The following is a 15305-nucleotide window of genomic DNA, read 5'->3' on the forward strand; positions in this document are numbered from 1 at the left end:
CCTTGAACAGGATGTCAACTGACGCCCTCACTCCCGGGAAAACTTGTGCGGATCGTTGTGGTCGTCCTCGATCTGCATCTTGATGGACCACATCTTCAGGCCCAGCATGGCCAGCTCACGGTGTTCGTTCTTCACCAGCCATTGGAAGGCCTCTTCATCCCCGCCGCACTCGGCCACCTTGCGCAGCACCAGCATGTCGTGCGCCTCCAACCATTCCAGCGCCTTGTCATCATCCTCGATGCCGCGGATCACCGCCATCAGATGCGGGTGCCCATGCTCCATCAGCCACTTGCGGGCATCGGCCTTCAGGTGCAGCGCGAACACAAAGATGCCCAGCTCCGGGTAGCCGTTCTTGATCAGCCAATCGCGGATCCGCACATTGCCGCTGATGGCCTCGCCCCATGCGAGGAGGATCTTGGCGGGGTATTCGGTGCGCATGGTATCCGGTCCGGTTCATTGGCAAAGGTATCCGGAGGCGCTCCGGATGACCCATGTGCGCAGATGTCGGCCGTCAGGAGCTACAGTCCTCCGGCCAGTATCTTCGCGGCATGCGCGTCAAGATCTTCGTGATATTCCTACTGGCTTCCTCCTGCGCGGCCGCTCAGGCCCAGACCCATCAAGAGCGCAAGGTGCGCAGGCTGCTCGCCAAGGGCAAAGCGTACCCGGCGATCCGCATTGCCTCGGGCGTATTGGGCAAGAACACGCACCCGGAGTTCTATGCGTTGCGTGCGGAAGGATACAACAGCATCAGTGAGTTCACGAAGGCGGAGGCGGACGCACGCACGGCGATACGCCTTCTGCCGGACAGCGTGGGCGGGCTGTTCCAACTCGCTGCGGCGGAGCAGGGGCTGGGACGGTTGGACAGTGCAGCGGTCCACTTCCGGCAGGTACTGCAACAACGTCCGGGTGTTGAGGCGCATTACCGGCTGGCCGTGGTGGAACAGATGCGGGGCGATCTTACCGGGGCTTCAAGGCAGATCGCCCAAGCCATCGCCATGGAAGAGAAAGCCGCTCCTTCATCGGCCCGCCTGCACCGGGTGAAGGGCGAGGTGGCGGCCATGGCCGGTGACAGTGCATTGGCACGCACCGAACTGGACCGCGCCGTGGAATTGGACCCTGACGACCCCGTGAACTACAACAGCCGCGGCTATTACGCGCACGCTTGGCGCGGCGACCATCGTGGGGCCATAGCGGACTATGACCGGGCCATCAAGCTGAACCCGAACTACAGCTACGCCTTCAACAACCGGGGTTGGAGCGAATACAAGAACGGGGAGACCGCCAAGGGGATCAAGGACATCCAGCGCGCACGGAAGAAGAAGATCCACAATCCTTTCGTGTACCGCAACCTCGGTGTGATCGCCTTGGAGACCGGGGATACGGCCAAGGCATGCATGCTCCTGCGCCAAGCCCTGGACCGCGACTTCACGGCGCTTTACGGCGATGAGGTGGAGCAACTGATGACCACCTCCTGCAGAGGCAGCGCTGACGGCAAACCAATGGTGCCCGTGCAACCCTCCCAAGGAACCATCGATCGGAAGACCGAACACCCTGTGCCGCGGACGAATGCACCTGAGTGAGCAAAGCGGATGGTGGAAAGCTGAAACCGGAAATTGGAAAAAGTAAAAATGGGAAACACGAGAAGCATGTTGCGCGAAGGCGCTTTGGACGGACAGGTGATCGTGATCACCGGTGGCGGAACGGGCTTGGGCCGCAGCATGGCGGAGGCCTTTCTGCGCTTGGGCGCGCAAGTCTGCATCACCAGCCGGAAAATGGAGGTGCTGGAGGCTACCGCGGCCGAGATGGAAAAAGCGACCGGCGGCACGGTACTTCCCGTGGCCTGCGACGTGCGCAAATGGCAGGACGTGGACCATTTGGTGGAGGAGGTAATGATGAAGTTCGGCAAGGTGGACGGCTTGGTGAACAACGCCGCGGGAAACTTCATCAGCCCCACGGAGCGCCTCAGCAGCAAGGCCTTCGAAACGATCATCGGCATCGTGCTGATGGGCACGGTGAATTGCACGCTCGCCTTCGGGAAGCACTGGATCGCCAAGGGTGAAAAAGAGAAGCGCGTGCTGAACATCACCACAACATATGCATGGACCGGCAGCGGCTACGTGGTGCCCAGTGCCTGTGCCAAGGCGGGCGTGCTCGCGCTCACACGCTCGTTGGCAGTGGAATGGGCGAAGTACGGCATCCGGACCAATGCCATCGCCCCCGGCCCCTTTCCCACCAAAGGCGCGTGGCAACGCTTGCTGCCCGGCGACATGGTCGAAAAGTTCGACATGGCCAAGCAGGTCCCTCTGGGCCGGGTGGGCGAGCACCATGAGCTCACGGACCTGGCCTCCTATCTGATCTCCACTTACAGCAGCTACATCAATGGCGAGGTGGTCACCATCGACGGAGGCGAATGGCTGAAGGGCGCGGGCCAGTTCAACATGCTGGAGATGGTGGAGCCGGAGATGTGGGATTCCATTGAACGGATGGTCAGAGGGACGAAGTCTTGAGTCCTTTGGTCCTGAGCCTAGGGGTGACCATTTCAGATAGTACTTGCTACTCCCGCATTTCCGGCACCCTATTTGCCTTAATGACGTAGCGATCGGTGTCGGCTTGGCAAAAAACAACACCTTGCCGGGAACCGGTCGACCAGAACATTCTATCTTCGTACCACAAAACCAAACATGCCCATGAGGACGTTCAAATTGTTCGCTGCCGCACTCTTGATCAGTGTAGCTTCACTGGCGAGCGCCCAATCCGAAAAGGAAACCGCCAAGGCTTGCGCTGATATGGCCAAGGCCAAGGCCGAGATGTTGACCAAGGAACTGGCCTTGACCGACGACCAGTCCGCCAAGGTGAGCGAGCTGCTGATGAAAAACGAGGAAAGCCTGATGGGCATGCGCGGCCATTGCGAAGTGATGGACGCGAAAGCCAAGAAACAGGACGAGGCCACCTACGCCTCCATCTCGGAGATCTTGAAGAAAGACCAGAAGACGAAGCTGGAGGAGCTCCAAGCTTCCGGCAAGCTGGAGAGCTGTGGTAAGGAAGGCGGCAAAGGCTGCTGCGCAGGTAAAAAAGGCGCGAAGACCGAGAAGGGAGAGACCCTGAAGAGCGCACAGCCCGCATCGAAGACCGCGGAGTAACACATCACTTCCAACATTAAAAAGGGCCGCTGATCGCGGCCCTTTTTAATGTGCTTTGTTGCCGTTCTGAAACGCCATCACTTGGGCGAACGGGGGCGCTCCGTTATCATTCAGCCTCAATGACCAAGTATTTGCTGAGGCTCCAGAAGGCGGCGGTGTCCTTGATGGTCAATTTCTCCACGCGGTCCTTTCCCACCAACTCGTAACTGCCCGCAGGGTGCGCGGTGATGATCTTGGCCTTCTTCGCGTCCACCGGGATCACCGATACCTTGGTGATGTCGATCTGCTTGAAGTAGTCCTTGTTGAGGTCGGTACTGTTCAGCTTCTTCACGCTGCCGATGCCGATCACACCACCCTCCTTGGTAAGGATCTTGTTATCCAGCAATTCCTTCTTTGTCCCTACGCAGTACCAAGCGGCGTTGAGCTCGCCCAATTGCATGTTGGCCTGCTGCTCCTTGTCCTGGTACATCTGGATCATGCTGGCCAAGGAGGCATTGGTGCTGGCAAGCTGCTCCTTGATCGAGCCGATCTCCGTATCCTTGTCCGCCAAGGAGCGCTCCATTTCCTCGATGGTCCTAGTGAGTTCCGAAAGCTTGCTGTTGTCCGCAGCGGAACTCTTTTTCATGCGGGCAATGATCTTCCGGTTCGCGGTCATCAGGGAATCGATGGCCCGGAGGTCGTCCACAATGCCCTGCTCCATGTCCGTACCGCTCTCCACGCCCAAACCGCTCTGTTTCAGCAGGCCCTGCTTTTCACGGATCTGGCGTAGATTCTCGCTGACCCTGTTGAATGCGCCGAACATCGCATTTATCGTGGAATCCTTCATGGTGCTCTGTTCGGCCACCACGGTCTTGTCCTGCTCCAATTGCTTGTACTGCTCACTCTGAGTGGGATCGCTGTGGCAAGCAGTGAACAAGATGGTGGTGGCGGCGCTTGCGATCAAGAGAGTTCTCATGGTAGGGTTGATTATGGATCCGGGTTGAACAGTTCCGTTCAGTTGCTGCACCCGGGGTTGACCGGAGCAGGACGGAACGAACGGGGCCGAAATTACGTATACCGACGTAGCGACCATTCCGCATCTTTGCAGGTGTGACCCGCCCATGAACTTCCGCCCCGCACTCCTTGTTCGCGTGGTGTGCCTCCTGTTGGCACCGGGATGGACCGTTCCTTGCGTGGCGCAAGGAGGGGACGGGAGCCTCACAGGCGATTTCAAGAAGCTATCCCCGAAGGAACGATCCAAGATAGCTGCCCGGGAAACCCACGAGGCTGCCGCCGACAGTGGCTACCAGGACATCATGAAACAGGCGGACGCCGCGTTCCGGGCCGGACGGTACGAGGACGCTTTGGCCGCCTTCCATGAAGCTCGAAGCATACGGCCATACAACGTGTATCCCAAGGTGAAGATCCAAGACCTGCAAGCGCTGATCAAGAAACAGGACGAGGAGCGCGTTGGACAAACGCCGGTAGTTCCCCCTCCCGCTGATCCGCCCGGGCCGGCCGTTGTGGCCACGCCATCGCCTCAGGAAACGCCTGAGCCACCTCTCAATACCCCCCACCCCCTTGTATCTCCCGACCCACAATTGGATACAACTGCTCCATCGGTAGCGCCCCTGCCATCCCCGGTGGAAACGGAAACCACCCCCGCTCCCATGGAAAAAAAACCGGTGCCTGCAGCGGATATGGCACCGCCCAATATCCCTGCGGCAGCTTCGGTTAACCAGACCCGGCGGGCATCAACGCCCGGACCGGATATCCGGCCCATCACCATCGGTGAACGGATCTACATGGAAGCAGGCGCTACGGTGACCGAGAGGACCGTTGAGGACGAAGGCCGACCGGTGGTGTACAAAAAGGTGGTACATCCGTGGGGGCAGACCTACCACTTCAAGGACGGCCTCGCGATCTCCGACCGGGAATGGAACGACCGGTTCAACGAGTAATGCCGCGGACGAGCGTCACCGGCATTTCCAGCAGGGCCTTGTAATCCCCCCCGGCCTCCTCCATGTCAAGGTCGCCTTGGTCATAATGCCATTCCATGGCGACCTTGCCTGCACCCGTGATATGTACCTCGTCCAATACTTTCAGCAGGTCCAAGATGTACTTGGAGCTGCTGGAGTTAAAGTAGGTCATGGTCAACTTCACCGTTGTCTCCGGAGCTGGCCTTTGGGCATAATCCTCTACCATTTCCAGCAAGGGCCTGAAAAAACCTTCGGCATTCTCATGGATGGAGCACCCGCGCATTTCAAGCATCCCCGTAGCCCGGTCGAAGAGGATCTCGGGTGTCTTTTCGGAAGCTGGGAGATGGAGGCGTGGCATGAGCGGCGGTGAAGTTAAATCGGGAACGGGGATCCCGGCTTGAGACAACCTCCGGACCGCCCGTTAGAGAGGAATAGTTTGTCGGGATCGCCACAACACTTAATTTCAGGCCGGACAGAACCCCCATATCATGGCCATCAACAACATCCTGGTCCCCTATGACTTCTCGGATTGTGCGACTGATGCCTTGCGCGTCGCGGCCAAGCTTTCCCGTCTCACCGGCGCGACGCTGCACTTGGTGCATGTCTATGAGGACATGACCGACTTCCATTCGAGCAACCACCGGATGCGCGAGGAAATTGAGCTGCGATTGGACAAGGTGCCCGAACTGCCTTTTCTGGTGGGTGTCCCCATGAAACGCTTCATGCTGCGCCAGTTCAACATCACGGAGATGTTCCGGAACGACCAACTGAAGAGCATGGACATGGTGGTGATGGGCAGCAACGGTGCCCAGGGCATGCGGGCCATGGTGGGCTCCAACACCCAGCGCGTGGTACGCATAGCGCCAATGCCCGTGCTGGTGATCAAGCACATCGTAGAGGATTTCGACGTGCAGGACCTGGTCTACGCATCCAATTTCACGCCTGCGGACATCAAGAAGTTCGATGCCTTCCTGCCGATCGTAAAGCTGTTCGACCCGAAGGTCCACCTATTAAAAGTGAACACACCGGGCAGCTTCCAGCGCAGTGCCGACAGCTATAAGGCGATCGACGCATTCCTCCAGCGACATGAGCTGCGCAAATTCAGCACCACCATCTACAACGACCTGAGCGTGGAGGAAGGCATACTGGACTTTGCACGGGGCATCGATGCGGACATGATCGCCATGGCCACCCACGGGCGCAAGGGATTCTTCCATGTGGTCAACGGCAGCGTTACCGAGGACATCGTCAATCACACCTCCTTCCCGGTCCTGAGTGTGAAGCTCTGAAAACATCTTCACGTCAGCGGTACGGTGCAAGGCAACGTATATTAGCGGTACAAACCATCCAACAGCACATGAAGTTCCTGTTCAGGAAATACCCGGCCAAGAGAGGGGAGATCATCGAGCTGGGCCCAAGCTCGCCCGCCCCTGTGAAATTCATGACCGCAGCGGAGTTCAAGAAGTACACCGGCAGCAGAACGCACACGTACTTCAAAGGCCAAGAGGAAGACGGCGTGATCCGTTTCACCCTTCCCTTCGACAGCATCTGGCATGCTGTGGTGGAAAAGGGGAATGACGCCATTACCGCGACGAGCAAACTTTGCCCCCCACTAACGCAGGAGAACCTGTTAGATGCGGGCCCTACCCAGCTCGGCGATGACCCGGAAAGTGAGATCGAAAGCTTGAGCATGGGCAGCCGGAGCGAAGGATAGATCCGTTCGATCCGTTGAAGGCATGTCCCGCACCCATGAAGATGAGCTCAGCGGCCTTCTAAGGGGGCAGGCGGTCATTGTACAGGAGGTGTACTCGATCCTTGAGGAGGAGCAGAAGAAGGATGAACTGCTGAGGGCCGCCGTGCTCAGCAGCATGAAGCATCGGGAGAACCGTGTTGCCGGCTTGGACCCGTTACGGACCTATGATGTGGAGGACATCCGCCGGGCCTGCGTGAAATATCGGCTTCGATTTTTGCCCGCCGGCCGGTTCAAAGGGAATATCCCGCGCGAGGCGATCTATACCTTGAGGCAATTGGAGGCCCGCTCGGACGCTCCTCTCGGCGGTTTCAAGATCATGGCGCCCGCCAAGCGTTTCAGGCTGTGTGATGGCAATGCGGACCCGCTGTTGTTCATCCCCCTCGGCGGAGGATCATACTACTTGGTGCATCAATGGGGGCGTTCGCTCGGTCCATGGCGCGCCGTGACCGGATGGCCCTTCAGAAACTGGAAAAACTTAGTGGTGACCGTGTTCTTGGCCTCGGTCATCATCGGAGCCTTGACACCCTCGATCTGGCTGTCAGCAGACCCCACAGTACCTTGGTGGGACGGGCACCGGTTGATGGCGGTCTTCTCCACCACGATCATCCTTTGCGCCGCCACGGCCTTTGGCTGGTTAGCCTTCTTCGGACAGTTCAGTGAAGAGGCTTGGGACAGCGAGACCTTCAACTAAGCTCGCTTGGACGGGGCACAGCCGTGCCCCCGACCTCCGGATCAAGCCCGGTCTTGCACACGCAGGCGGAGCGGAACCATTCCTTCAGGGTCTCCCTTTCAGCAGGTACCAATCGCCTGAACGCCTTGCGCAATTCCTTCCGAAAGACGGTCTGGTCCGCATAGCTGATCTTCGATAAGATCTCCTGATAATAATCGATCAATGGTTTAGCCATGTTAAGGGTGTTACGATGAATGACAGGTCAATGTTGCACGCCACTTCGAAAGAAAATGGACCGAAATTCGTGGCCGGTCCGACAGCTCTGGAATGCGCACCCGCTCCGGAAAGATCCGAGCGGGTGGCACGTTCCATTAATCCTGATCAGGCGATGCTGATCTCCTTCACTGCCGCCTTCACCTCCACCTTTTTCGGGATGCTCACGGTGAGGACGCCGTTCGCATGTTCAGCGGTGATGTTGTCCACGTCCGTATGCTCCGGAAGCTGGAAGCTGCGCTTGAAGGAAGGCAACGCGAATTCGCGGCGCGTATAGCGTTGCCCCTCCGGCATCTCGCTCTGCTTGGGATCCGCACTGAGGGTGAGGATGTCCTTCTCCACGTTAAGCTTGAGCTCGTCCTTGGCATATCCGGGGGCGAGCAGTTCCAGTTGGAATCCCTCCTTCGTCTCCAGGATGTTGGCACGGGTGTGGGCGTTCGGCAAGTTGTCGCTCCCCTGCATCTGGTCAATGTTGCCGAAGAATCGCTCGAGCACGCTGTTGAAGGGCAGCTGCTTCGTGGTGAACGGATGTTGTTTGGTGTAGTACATGGTGTGTTCCGTTTTTAATGGTCGGATGTCGGCGGTTCCGCCAAGGTGATGCCAACGTAAAAAAAGCTGACAAACCGGCTGTCCCTGTTGTTGCCCGATGACGTGTTGTCCGCTCTGGGTGCGGGTTTTCGCCATTCTGGCGCCGTTTCGTAATTTCGTAAGCACCCAATAGATCGGTCGATAACGAATTCGCGAACCTGCCTTGCCGCAGCTACGGTCTGTACGCAACTTTCATAGGGCCAACGGCCCGGGACATACCAGCCCATGGCGCTCATGGGCTGGTATGTCGAGTGGATGCCAAGGGCTGAAGGCCCGGCACATTCGAGCGCGATCTCAATCCCACACATAGCGTTCATCGAACTCGATCCCATGTTCGGTCATAAAGCCCCGATACTCATCTTGAAAGGTCGCCTTGCGATGATGCTCCTCTTGTCCATCAATGTATGCCAGCAGCTGGTGCAGATCAGGATAATACGCCGATATCGAAGCATAGCCCTTTTGCCATGCGAAATGTTCAAGTGCCCTATCCTGTTCCTTGATCCAGCGCGATGAACTCGTCTTCACCTTCTGCACCAGATCGGCGATAGTGATCGTACGTGAAAGGCGGATCGCCAGATGTACATGGTCCTCCACACCGCCTACGCGGTAGCACTCGCACCTTTCCAGATCACGGACGGTGCCTGCCATGTACGCATGAAGAGACTGCCGGATAGGAGCCTTCAACCAAGGCTGCCTGTTCTTGGTGCTGAATACAAGGTGTATAAGGACTTGGCTAAGGGACTGAGGCATGGTCGGTGATGGTTTCCATGAAGGGATAAATATCGTGATCAGCGATCAGGAGCGGATCCGCTCGTAGTAGTGATCTGTGCCATGCATCGGGCCTTCAGCCCTTTCTCCCGATATGCGCTCAACAGCCCATGGCGCCGCCATGGGCTGTAATGTGGCCGGGCCTTCAGCCCTGCCTATATCCATAGGGAGTTATGTACACACCCTGTAGCTGCCGGCAGGCAGGCATCACCAATTCTATATCCCAAAAGACCCTTTGGGCCATCTTGAATATAGAATTGGTATGGCCTACTGGGCCAGAAAAATGTAGGTGATCGTTCCGCGCTGCGGTTGGGGTGCCGCGGTGGAGCTGGAAAAGCGGGCACCACCGGCGGAGGAAAGTGCATTGTCCAGCATACACGCGTCCACGGTCGTGGTGGAGGCTTGGTCCAGTTCTGCCTTGCTCACTTGCCCAGTGCGGTCCACGGCCACGCGCACCACCACCTTGCCGCTGCCTTTGCAGAGATAAGCGGGCACCTCTAATACGATGTCGCTTCTTCCAACGAGATCGTAGGATACCGTTGTGAGCCCTTTCACCTTCACCGGTTTCGGGGCTTTTTCCATGTAGTTGCTCTTATCGAACTTGCTGGGATCCAGATTCGGCACGGTGATCTCCTTCCCCTCCGCTTTGCGTTTATCGGCCAAGCGATCGAACTCCTCCTTCTCCATATCGTGCAGGTCTTTATCCACGCGTTGGGCCAGTCGTTCCTGGGCCGCCTTGGACAAGTGTTGTTCCGCGGGGTCCGCAGTGGTATTGCTGGCGCGGTTGGTGACATCCTGCGCGGTGGCCTCACCGGGTTGTGGCTCCGGCGGGGCGGGTTCCGGCACATCGCTGGAGAGGTCGATCTCGATGGGTTCGGGCACTGCCGATGCGGTGCGGTTGTCCACGGTGCTGATGTTGAGGAAGAAGAGCAGCAGCGTATGGAGCATGAGCGTCCCGATGACGCCATACTTGTGGCGGTCGAACAGATCGAGAATGCGGTCAAGCATGGGCATCGCAAAGTAACCCCATGGTGTGTTGTACTAACGCATGCGGATGCGCCATGGTGCGGGCCAGCCGTTGTTCCAGCGCGTACCGGCCCCGTTGGCCCAGCCCAACCCGAGACCTTGATAGCGCATCAGTGCCGTGCCTTTCGCCGCTGTTGCGGAAAGTGCTTCGCCGCGCAAATACCGCAGCGCCTGTTCCCGGTCCAGGTCCAAGGCCGGGAATGCCCCATGGTCCAGCAGCGTGTTGAGGGCCAACGCGGCGTGCGGGACCCACGCTTCCCCTTTCCGCCGGGCCACTGGAATACCGGGTGCTATCATGCGCACCGTGGCCGTCAACGCCTCCGCAAGCTCCGCCCAGCGGGCCGAAATGGCATGCTGCACCCCTTCATGGTCGATCGGCGTGAAGCGGCCCGGATCTTTCAGCCAACTCATGATGTGGCCTGTTTCCGGACCATCGGACCACGACACACTTCTGTCGGTGGACCTATGATCAGTGCCGGATATATTGATCGTCTTGCGCAATGCCGCGATGAAAAAACCTTCGCCGTGCACGCGGTGCGGATAGCAACGCTGTCCGCGTTCCGTGGCCAGCACGCCCCATTCCGGCTCAACAGGAACGGGGATCACCTCGCCACCGCGCTGCATCATCCGCTCCACTTGATCCTCGTTCTCTCGTGCCTCCCACGTGCAAGTGCAATAGATCAGGTAGCCTCCGGGCCTTAGCGCGGCCCATGCCGCATCGAGGATCCCGTGCTGCCTTGCGGCGCAGGTTTCCACAAGCTGTTCGTTCCACTGGGCACGGGCGAAGGGATCCTTTCGGAACATGCCTTCCCCCGAGCAAGGGGCGTCCACTACGACCAGGTCGCAGAACGGCCCCAGTGGCTGAAAGGCCTCCGGCAAGCTACCGGTGATGATCGTATCCGGCCGGCCCCACTTCCACAGGTTTTCCGTGAGCGCGACCTGTCTGGAACGCACGGGCTCATTGGCGATCAGCACGGCTTCTTCCGGCAGCAGTGCAGCGAGGTGCGTGGACTTTCCGCCGGGGGCTGCACAGAGATCGAGCACCACGGCATCGGCCGGCAATGCGGAGCACGCTCGGAAAGCCTGTTCCAACAGCATGCTGCTGGCTTCCTGCACATAGTAAGCCCCGGCATGCAACAAGGGGTCCAGCGTGAAGACCGGGCGTTCTTCCAAGTACCGGCCTTGCGGGCACCAAGGCACGGGAATACCTTCAACCGTGGCTTCTTTCAAGGGATCCAGACGGATGCTCACCGGTGCGGGACCTTTCAAGGCCTCCAGCAGGAGTTCGGCCTCAGCGCCCAAGATCTCCCGGACGAACGGGGGGAGTTGCACCGATGCCTCGGAACTGCCGTGCTGGCGCGAGATCTTCCGCCCCATCGTGCCGGGTCAACGGGCCACGGCGGCGACCTCCCGGATCATCGTGGCGGAGCGGTCCGGCCCCACGGAAACAATGCGTACGGGCACCCCGGTGGCCTTTTCCACGAAACGGATGTACGCCTCGGCTTCCGGTGGCAACGGGCGCCCGGCATCCAATTCGCCCCAACCGGGAAGGTCCGTGTAGTGCGGTTCCATGTCCCCTGTGATGTCGAAGGGAAGGCGGTCCGTCTCCTTGCCATTGACGCGGTACCGGGTGCATACACGGATCGTCCCCATGCCGCTGAGGACATCCGCTTTCATCATGGCAAGCTCCGTGATGCCGTTGATCATCACGGCGTAGCGAAGTGCGGGCAGGTCCAGCCAACCGCAACGGCGCGGCCGGCCCGTGGTGCTGCCGAACTCATTGCCGGCCTTGCGGATATGTTCGCCCACATCATCATGCAGTTCAGTGGGGAACGGGCCGCTGCCCACGCGGGTGCAATAGGCCTTGAAGATGCCGATGACCGTGCCGATGCGGGAAGGCCCTACGCCTAATCCGGTGCAGGCCCCAGCGCTGATGGTATTGCTGGAGGTGACGAAGGGATAGGTACCGAAATCAATGTCCAGCAACGTTCCCTGTGCACCTTCTGCCAGGACGGACCTGCCGTCCCCGAGCTGTTGATCGAGCCAATGCTCGCTATCCACCAACGTAAAGCTGCGCAATGCCTGTACCGCGTCCAACCATTCCTTCTCCTGATCGCGCCATTCCACGTGATGATCGTAGATGGAGAAGAGCCGCTGGTGCTTGGCCACGAGCGTATCGTACCGCGCCTTGAGATCGGGCCGTTCGATATCGCCCACGCGTAAGCCGTTCCTGCCGGTCTTGTCCATATAGGTGGGACCGATGCCCTTGAGGGTGCTTCCGATCTTGCCCTTGCCCTTGTCAGCCTCGCTGGCCGCGTCCAATGCGCGGTGCGTGGGCAAGATCAGGTGGGCGCGCCTGCTGATCAGCAGCCTTGGGCGCACGTCCACACCGGCGGCGGCAAGTTCCTTCACTTCCCGGAGGAAGATCACCGGGTCGATCACCACGCCGTTGCCCACGAGGTTCCACACGCCCTCGCGGAACACGCCGCTCGGGATCGTGTGCAGCACATGCTTCTTACCGTCGAAGATGAGCGTATGCCCGGCGTTGGGCCCGCCTTGGAAACGTGCGATCACGTCGTAGTCGGGGGCTACCACGTCCACTACTTTTCCCTTGCCCTCATCGCCCCATTGGGCGCCGAGCAGCACGTCCACTTTTGCTGCCATGGCTCACACGCGCAGCTTCGCCAAAGCGAGTTCCACGGTGTCCAGGATCGGGAACACCGTGTCCAACTTCGTAACGATGAACAGTTGACGGACCCCGTGGGACATGTCGGCGAGCAACACCTGCCCGCCTTCCTTGCGCGTACGGGTGAGGACGCTGATCATGATGTTCAAGCCGGTGCTGTTCATGTAGAGCAGCTCCCCCATGTCGAGGATCACGTGTACCCCTTCGTTGCCTTCAAGGTGCTTGTCCAACACCTCCATGAGGTGGTCGGCCTGCTGCTGGTCCATCAGGCGGCCCTTCAGGTGGAAGACCTTCGCGCCTTCCTGGTCACTGACATTGAGTTCGAAGGTGGGCTTATCGGTTGCGGTGCTGGTCATTTCTTGTTGCGTTCTTTGAGGCAATCGGGGCAAAGCCCGTAGATGTGCAGTGCGTGGTGGCTTACTTCGAAGCCCATCACCTCGGCGATGGTGCTCCGGATGTTCTGGATGCGGGGGTCACAGAATTCCATGACCTTGTCGCAACCGGTGCAGATCACATGGTCGTGCTGGCGGAAGCTGTGCGCGCGCTCGAACTGTGCCTGGGCGGAGCCGAAGCGGTGCTTGCGTACCAATCGGCAGTCCAACAACAGGTCCATGGTATTGTACAACGTGGCGCGGCTCACCCGGTATTTCTTCCGCTTCATGCTCACGTAGAGCCGCTCGATATCGAAGTGCCCGCTTTGGGCATAGATCTCGTTGAGGATGGCAAAACGTTCAGGGGTCTTGCGATGGCCTTGCTTCTCAAGGTATTCGCTGAAGATGTGCTGAACGTTCTGCTGGATGTCCGGGGCCGTCATCGCGACGCGAAGGTAGTGGAGCCTGCGAATGAAAGAAACCAACGATCGCCCATGCCGCTGTTCGTAACGCGGGTCCGGCCAAAATGCGGTTCTCCTCCACGTATATCGCTATTGCAGCCCGAAGGGATCGGCCGCATCCTCCTCATCATCATCGGCATCATCGGAGAGCACCGAATTGAGCACATCCCCGAAGCGCACGCCGGTGGTGAAGTTGTTGCGGCCGATGCGGCTGTGCTCGGCCAGGCCGTGGAGGACGAACTCCATCCAAACTGACCGCTCGGCTTCGGCGACCGTGGATTTCTGAAGCTTCAGCACCTTGGGCAAGCCGCCCACGGCCTCCAATGCAGCGCGGTAGCTCATTGCATCACCATCGAGCAGCACATCGGTCTCGTTCTCGTTGAACCAGGTCACCACCTCAGCATAGGGGTCCGCAGCAGTGGCTGAGCGCCGCTTGGGCGAAGGGTCAGGAAAGTAGTCCTTGAAGGTTTTCCGTAGCGCGAGGCCGATCAGGTGCTGGGCCACTTTCTCCGGTCCCTCCTGTTCGCCCTCGTACACCAGTTCGATCTTTCCGGTGATGGCGGGCACCACGGCGAAAAGGTCACCGATGCGCACCATGGTGTGCTGCTCGTTGTTGTACAGCGCCCGTCGTTCGGCCGCGCTCACCACGCTTTCCAGCGCACCGATCGCCACGCGCGCGCTCACGCCGCTCTTCCGGTCCACGAACTCGCTGTCCCGCGCTTCCATGGCGATGCGCTCCACCAGCACACGCATCAGGTCGGGAACATCCACGGTGGCACGCTGCTCTTCCGACGAGCGCATTTCCTGCGCTGTGATCTTCATGCCCAGCTCGATGCTTTCGGGGTAGTGCGTGAGGATCTGGCTCTGGATACGGTCTTTCAGCGGCGTGATGATGGCGCCGCGATTGGTATAGTCCTCCGGATTGGCGGTGAAGATGAACTGGACGTCCAACGGCAGGCGCATCTTGAAACCGCGCACCTGCACATCGCCTTCCTGGAGGATGTTGAAGAGCGCCACCTGGATCCGCGGCTGCAGGTCCGGCAGTTCGTTGATGACGAAGATGCCGCGATTGCTGCGGGGCACGAGGCCGAAGTGGATCACGCGCTCGTCGCTGTAATCAAGCTTGAGGTTGGCGGCCTTGATGGGGTCGCTGTCGCCGATGAGGTCCGCCACGGTGACATCCGGCGTGGCGAGCTTCTCCGTGTAGCGTTCATCGCGATGCATCCAAGTGATCGGGGTGGCATCGCCTTTGGCGGCCACGAGGTCCTTCGCGTAGCGCGACACCGGCGCGAAGGGATCGTCGTTCAGCTCGCTGCCTTCTACCACGGGCATCCATTCGTCCAGCAGTTGCACCAGCGATCGGGCCATGCGCGTCTTCGCCTGCCCGCGCAGGCCGAGCAGATTGATGCTGTGGCCCGCGAGGATCGCGCGTTCCATGGCCGGCACCACCGTATCGGCATAGCCGTGAATGCCCTCAAAGAGCGGGTGCTTGGCGCGGATCCGTGCGATGAGGTTGGCGCGCAGCTCCTGCTTCACGGTGCGCGGCTTCCATCCGCTTTTTTTGAGTTCGCCGAGGTTCTTGGGGTTCATGTCGGGGCGGAAGATCTTCCG

At 59.5% G+C, this 15305-nt stretch carries 19 protein-coding genes; 7 read left to right on the forward strand and 12 right to left on the reverse strand.

The genetic code is table 11. The annotated features are described in order from the left end of the window. Positions 1 to 27 precede the first annotated feature (27 nt). Positions 28 to 438, reverse strand: a complete 411-nt coding sequence (locus tag IPP95_05310) for a hypothetical protein (GenBank protein ID QQS73640.1) — start codon at positions 436 to 438, stop codon at positions 28 to 30. Positions 439 to 548: 110 nt separating this feature from the next. Here IPP95_05310 and IPP95_05315 point away from each other — a divergent pair, with 110 nt between their 5' ends. The 3 genes from IPP95_05315 (at position 549) to IPP95_05325 (ending at position 3140) form a co-directional block, all read left to right on the forward strand. Further along, entirely contained in the window at positions 549 to 1580 is a 1032-nt protein-coding gene (locus IPP95_05315) for a tetratricopeptide repeat protein (GenBank protein ID QQS73641.1), read from the forward strand. A 48-nt stretch (positions 1581 to 1628) separates the two neighbouring features. Further along, the gene (locus tag IPP95_05320; protein ID QQS73642.1) at positions 1629 to 2507 is read left to right on the forward strand and encodes an SDR family oxidoreductase; all 879 of its coding nucleotides are present in this window, start codon (positions 1629 to 1631) and stop codon (positions 2505 to 2507) included. Between the two features lie 180 nt (positions 2508 to 2687). Continuing rightward, positions 2688 to 3140 carry a hypothetical protein gene (locus tag IPP95_05325; protein QQS73643.1) on the forward strand — a complete coding sequence of 151 codons (453 nt, stop codon included), beginning with the start codon at positions 2688 to 2690 and terminating at the stop codon, positions 3138 to 3140. 106 nt (positions 3141 to 3246) lie between these two features. On the opposite strand, the gene IPP95_05330 is transcribed toward IPP95_05325, so the two are convergent. After that, positions 3247 to 4095, reverse strand: a complete 849-nt coding sequence (locus tag IPP95_05330; GenBank protein QQS73644.1) for a hypothetical protein — start codon at positions 4093 to 4095, stop codon at positions 3247 to 3249. Positions 4096 to 4240: 145 nt separating this feature from the next. Here IPP95_05330 and IPP95_05335 point away from each other — a divergent pair, with 145 nt between their 5' ends. After that, the gene (locus tag IPP95_05335) at positions 4241 to 5080 is read left to right on the forward strand and encodes a hypothetical protein (GenBank protein QQS73645.1); all 840 of its coding nucleotides are present in this window, start codon (positions 4241 to 4243) and stop codon (positions 5078 to 5080) included. Here IPP95_05335 and IPP95_05340 read toward each other — a convergent pair. Next, complete coding sequence (locus tag IPP95_05340; GenBank protein QQS73646.1) at positions 5070 to 5456, reverse strand: DUF1987 domain-containing protein; 387 nt, start codon at positions 5454 to 5456, stop codon at positions 5070 to 5072. The genes IPP95_05335 and IPP95_05340 overlap by 11 nt on opposite strands. 130 nt (positions 5457 to 5586) lie before the next feature. Between IPP95_05340 and IPP95_05345 the strand changes: the two genes are divergently transcribed. The 3 genes from IPP95_05345 to IPP95_05355 all read left to right on the forward strand — a co-directional run bounded on the left by IPP95_05345 (position 5587) and on the right by IPP95_05355 (position 7542). Then, positions 5587 to 6387, forward strand: a complete 801-nt coding sequence (locus IPP95_05345) for a universal stress protein (protein QQS73647.1) — start codon at positions 5587 to 5589, stop codon at positions 6385 to 6387. 68 nt (positions 6388 to 6455) lie between these two features. After that, positions 6456 to 6812 (forward strand): DUF1883 domain-containing protein, encoded by a 357-nt coding sequence (locus IPP95_05350; protein QQS73648.1) that lies wholly within the window; start codon positions 6456 to 6458, stop codon positions 6810 to 6812. Positions 6813 to 6834: 22 nt separating this feature from the next. Then, complete coding sequence (locus IPP95_05355) at positions 6835 to 7542, forward strand: hypothetical protein (GenBank protein QQS73649.1); 708 nt, start codon at positions 6835 to 6837, stop codon at positions 7540 to 7542. On the opposite strand, the gene IPP95_05360 is transcribed toward IPP95_05355, so the two are convergent. The 9 genes from IPP95_05360 to IPP95_05400 all read right to left on the reverse strand — a co-directional run bounded on the left by IPP95_05360 (position 7535) and on the right by IPP95_05400 (position 15284). Next, positions 7535 to 7756 (reverse strand): hypothetical protein, encoded by a 222-nt coding sequence (locus tag IPP95_05360; GenBank protein ID QQS73650.1) that lies wholly within the window; start codon positions 7754 to 7756, stop codon positions 7535 to 7537. The two genes, IPP95_05355 and IPP95_05360, sit on opposite strands and share 8 nt — an antisense overlap. Before the next feature lie 146 nt (positions 7757 to 7902). Next, complete coding sequence (locus IPP95_05365) at positions 7903 to 8343, reverse strand: Hsp20/alpha crystallin family protein (protein ID QQS73651.1); 441 nt, start codon at positions 8341 to 8343, stop codon at positions 7903 to 7905. 333 nt (positions 8344 to 8676) lie between these two features. Continuing rightward, a complete protein-coding gene (gene tnpA, locus IPP95_05370; GenBank protein ID QQS73652.1) occupies positions 8677 to 9132 on the reverse strand; it encodes an IS200/IS605 family transposase in 456 nt (151 codons plus the stop codon). A 285-nt stretch (positions 9133 to 9417) separates the two neighbouring features. Further along, positions 9418 to 10158, reverse strand: coding sequence for an energy transducer TonB (locus IPP95_05375; GenBank protein ID QQS73653.1), 741 nt, complete (start codon positions 10156 to 10158; stop codon positions 9418 to 9420). 33 nt (positions 10159 to 10191) lie between these two features. Next, a complete protein-coding gene (locus IPP95_05380; GenBank protein ID QQS73654.1) occupies positions 10192 to 11553 on the reverse strand; it encodes an rRNA cytosine-C5-methyltransferase in 1362 nt (453 codons plus the stop codon). 9 nt (positions 11554 to 11562) lie between these two features. After that, complete coding sequence (locus tag IPP95_05385; protein QQS73655.1) at positions 11563 to 12840, reverse strand: adenylosuccinate synthase; 1278 nt, start codon at positions 12838 to 12840, stop codon at positions 11563 to 11565. 3 nt (positions 12841 to 12843) lie between these two features. Continuing rightward, positions 12844 to 13218, reverse strand: a complete 375-nt coding sequence (locus IPP95_05390) for an STAS domain-containing protein (GenBank protein ID QQS73656.1) — start codon at positions 13216 to 13218, stop codon at positions 12844 to 12846. Beyond that, complete coding sequence (locus tag IPP95_05395; protein QQS73657.1) at positions 13215 to 13676, reverse strand: transcriptional repressor; 462 nt, start codon at positions 13674 to 13676, stop codon at positions 13215 to 13217. The genes IPP95_05390 and IPP95_05395 overlap by 4 nt, the downstream gene beginning before the upstream one ends. A 108-nt stretch (positions 13677 to 13784) precedes the next feature. Further along, positions 13785 to 15284, reverse strand: a complete 1500-nt coding sequence (locus tag IPP95_05400; protein ID QQS73658.1) for a sigma 54-interacting transcriptional regulator — start codon at positions 15282 to 15284, stop codon at positions 13785 to 13787. Positions 15285 to 15305: the final 21 nt, after the last annotated feature.

The sequence above is a fragment of the Flavobacteriales bacterium genome (assembly GCA_016700415.1).
GTDB lineage: Bacteria > Bacteroidota > Bacteroidia > Flavobacteriales_F > PHOS-HE28 > PHOS-HE28.

What these genes read in the sequence shown, in the direction of transcription:
- IPP95_05390 (QQS73656.1), bottom strand. Translation starts at nt 13,218, where the DNA reads ATGACCAGCACCGCAACCGATAAGCCCACCTTCGAACTCAATGTCAGT.
- IPP95_05385 (QQS73655.1), bottom strand. Translation starts at nt 12,840, where the DNA reads ATGGCAGCAAAAGTGGACGTGCTGCTCGGCGCCCAATGGGGCGATGAG.
- IPP95_05355 (QQS73649.1), top strand. Translation starts at nt 6,835, where the DNA reads ATGTCCCGCACCCATGAAGATGAGCTCAGCGGCCTTCTAAGGGGGCAG.
- IPP95_05325 (QQS73643.1), top strand. Translation starts at nt 2,688, where the DNA reads ATGAGGACGTTCAAATTGTTCGCTGCCGCACTCTTGATCAGTGTAGCT.
- IPP95_05400 (QQS73658.1), bottom strand. Translation starts at nt 15,284, where the DNA reads ATGAACCCCAAGAACCTCGGCGAACTCAAAAAAAGCGGATGGAAGCCG.
- IPP95_05315 (QQS73641.1), top strand. Translation starts at nt 549, where the DNA reads ATGCGCGTCAAGATCTTCGTGATATTCCTACTGGCTTCCTCCTGCGCG.
- IPP95_05345 (QQS73647.1), top strand. Translation starts at nt 5,587, where the DNA reads ATGGCCATCAACAACATCCTGGTCCCCTATGACTTCTCGGATTGTGCG.
- IPP95_05310 (QQS73640.1), bottom strand. Translation starts at nt 438, where the DNA reads ATGCGCACCGAATACCCCGCCAAGATCCTCCTCGCATGGGGCGAGGCC.
- IPP95_05375 (QQS73653.1), bottom strand. Translation starts at nt 10,158, where the DNA reads ATGCTTGACCGCATTCTCGATCTGTTCGACCGCCACAAGTATGGCGTC.
- tnpA (QQS73652.1), bottom strand. Translation starts at nt 9,132, where the DNA reads ATGCCTCAGTCCCTTAGCCAAGTCCTTATACACCTTGTATTCAGCACC.
- IPP95_05350 (QQS73648.1), top strand. Translation starts at nt 6,456, where the DNA reads ATGAAGTTCCTGTTCAGGAAATACCCGGCCAAGAGAGGGGAGATCATC.
- IPP95_05365 (QQS73651.1), bottom strand. Translation starts at nt 8,343, where the DNA reads ATGTACTACACCAAACAACATCCGTTCACCACGAAGCAGCTGCCCTTC.
- IPP95_05340 (QQS73646.1), bottom strand. Translation starts at nt 5,456, where the DNA reads ATGCCACGCCTCCATCTCCCAGCTTCCGAAAAGACACCCGAGATCCTC.
- IPP95_05360 (QQS73650.1), bottom strand. Translation starts at nt 7,756, where the DNA reads ATGGCTAAACCATTGATCGATTATTATCAGGAGATCTTATCGAAGATC.
- IPP95_05395 (QQS73657.1), bottom strand. Translation starts at nt 13,676, where the DNA reads ATGACGGCCCCGGACATCCAGCAGAACGTTCAGCACATCTTCAGCGAA.
- IPP95_05330 (QQS73644.1), bottom strand. Translation starts at nt 4,095, where the DNA reads ATGAGAACTCTCTTGATCGCAAGCGCCGCCACCACCATCTTGTTCACT.
- IPP95_05380 (QQS73654.1), bottom strand. Translation starts at nt 11,553, where the DNA reads ATGGGGCGGAAGATCTCGCGCCAGCACGGCAGTTCCGAGGCATCGGTG.
- IPP95_05320 (QQS73642.1), top strand. Translation starts at nt 1,629, where the DNA reads ATGGGAAACACGAGAAGCATGTTGCGCGAAGGCGCTTTGGACGGACAG.
- IPP95_05335 (QQS73645.1), top strand. Translation starts at nt 4,241, where the DNA reads ATGAACTTCCGCCCCGCACTCCTTGTTCGCGTGGTGTGCCTCCTGTTG.